Annotated in this window: 2 protein-coding genes; one reads left to right on the forward strand and one right to left on the reverse strand. The window is 29.1% G+C overall.

The genetic code is table 11. The features are described 5' to 3' along the window. Window positions 1-615: 615 nt before the first annotated feature. Window positions 616-894, forward strand: a complete 279-nt coding sequence (locus AC0B9F_RS37935; RefSeq protein ID WP_237944383.1) for an autorepressor SdpR family transcription factor — start codon at window positions 616-618, stop codon at window positions 892-894. Between the two features lie 993 nt (window positions 895-1,887). On the opposite strand, the gene AC0B9F_RS37940 is transcribed toward AC0B9F_RS37935, so the two are convergent. Next, window positions 1,888-2,115 carry a hypothetical protein gene (locus tag AC0B9F_RS37940; protein ID WP_472010349.1) on the reverse strand — a complete coding sequence of 76 codons (228 nt, stop codon included), beginning with the start codon at window positions 2,113-2,115 and terminating at the stop codon, window positions 1,888-1,890. Between the last annotated feature and the right edge of the window lie 115 nt (window positions 2,116-2,230).

Here is a 2,230-nt window from a genome sequence, read left to right on the forward strand (position 1 = left end):
GAATACCATTTAGGATGATGCCATATTGTATTCGGTCAGAAAGTTATATATAGGAGCAGAATCCACTTTGTTTTTTTTGACTATGAAAACGGCTTATTAGAAGTCCAAAATCCAAGAACTAAAGCGATAATCTTAATTAAATATGAGGAAATAATTATTCGAATAAAATAATGCCGTCTTTGACGGTTTTTTTATTGGCACCTTATAGGAATTAATGAAACTAACCTACTTCAATCTCTGGAAAGTCTATAGGAATTTTGAATTAAAGTATCCAGAGTAAGAGTAAAAGAACGAGTTATCATATATGGTTCTTTTAAATATCAATTTCGGGAAACTTTGTGAGCGAATGAACTTAAACTATACTGCCAGTTTCATACATAAGCTAATTCTTCGTTTATCAGAATGCTTCCATATTTGTAACATAACATAGTGTAGTAATCCTTAAGTTATGACTATTAATGATTAGACATAAATCTCGCATTCAAGTAAAAATTCTCAAGAATTGCCCTTATTGCAGCAATTTCTATTTATTTTTTAGCCACATTTACTTTTAATTGTATTCACAATAACATATAGTTAAATAACTATTTGTTATTGTGAAGGGAGTTGGATAGTGTGATTGATGCTTATAAAGCACTTTCAGATACTACTAGAAGAAAAATTCTAGAACTTCTGAAGGAACGGGATATGACTGTAAATGAAATTACGGGGTATTTTAACATATCGCAGCCAAGTATATCTCATCATCTCTCTATTTTAAAAAACAGTGGGTTAATTGAATCCAGTAAAGAAGGAAAGTATGTCAAATATTCATTGAATTTGACTGTACTTCATGAAATTATGGGATGGTTTATGAAGTTGATGAATAAAGTGGAGGAAGAAAAATATAAGTAAAACCATCAATAATTAGCATTGATGGTTTTACTTAATCCTTCTTTGACTAACTTGCTTGCCCGTTTCTACCATAAGCTAGTTTTCATTTATTACAGGAATTCTGCCCTGTTAGTATCGGAATGGTGTGTCATTAATCCTCAAGCCAATTATATTAATTGGCTTGAGGATTTTCTTTCGTGAAATGTTTGTATAATTTTAAGTCATCTACATTAAGACTTGCCCTTTGTTCAGAATCTCTATTTTTTCAATAAAAGCACTTAACTTTTGTTTTCTTAATGCAATATATTCAAGAAAGTGTTCTTCACAATACCAATTCATTTTTGTCTTTTTCCAATTCTTTAAGGGGCGGCTACCTCTTAACTGACAATAATCCCCTTCGAATTTCTTATTAAGAAAGTGTATATCTGTCACTTTACTTTACGAACCCCCTCACCATAACTAGTAGTTCATTCATTTTAGCCCTAGTACCATGTTTTCTCCATTAGAATTTATTATTGAGATATCTTAATTCGAATACTCGCATTATTTTAAGTTTAATTCTGATCAGTTGATAAGGATAACAGGATTTACTTATGTCCAAATATTATGTTACCGTTTTAATAAATCACATAATATATTGGGTCCTATTAGACTTTTCTTAGTCACCTTCCCTTTATACCGTGAAGGAGGCTAAGAAAATATAATGTCAACAGCTAAAAATTTAGACCATTTTATTAATATCTCGTTCGGTCAAAAAGTTATTTATAACAGTAAAATACACTTTTGTTTCTTTAATCATGCAAATGGATTATTAGAAATAATAGATCCTACTACAAACTCCATTTTTTTAGTTAGACAAAAATCACTCATTTATAGGATTAAGTGATATTTTTAGGTGTAATGGTTCTACTTAATCAATCCTACTTTCGCTAACCTTTCCTGATTTATACATAAGTATATTTTTTGTTTTTATGGAAATTTATTACTTTTAAAATAAATATCACATAAAAAATTTTAATAATTAGCACTTTTTTCTTCTAACATTTTCTTGTAGGCATACCAATGTTCTTTTTGAGAATCATTAATCTCTTTCAGTTCTTTATTCAAGTGAATTAAAACTTCTTTTAGAACAATATCTCTCGGGTTACTTTGAATTCTTTTGATAGTTGCTAATAATTCCATTCTTATACTCGAATCTAATTTACTTAACCTAGCCATTTCTGAAACAAAGTCTATATTCATAAGAACACATCCTTATTTTTACTTTTAATTATCAAGGAAAGAAAAGCAATTAACAATCATTCTAATTCAACAAATACCGACAAAGACACTAGATGTCATCTCTTTTATTATTCGG

The organism is Streptomyces sp. NPDC097129, assembly GCF_055668065.1.

Bases quoted from the DNA above. Each gene is read 5' to 3' on its own strand.
- AC0B9F_RS37940 (WP_472010349.1), bottom strand. From the start codon at position 2,115: ATGAATATAGACTTTGTTTCAGAAATGGCTAGGTTAAGTAAATTAGAT.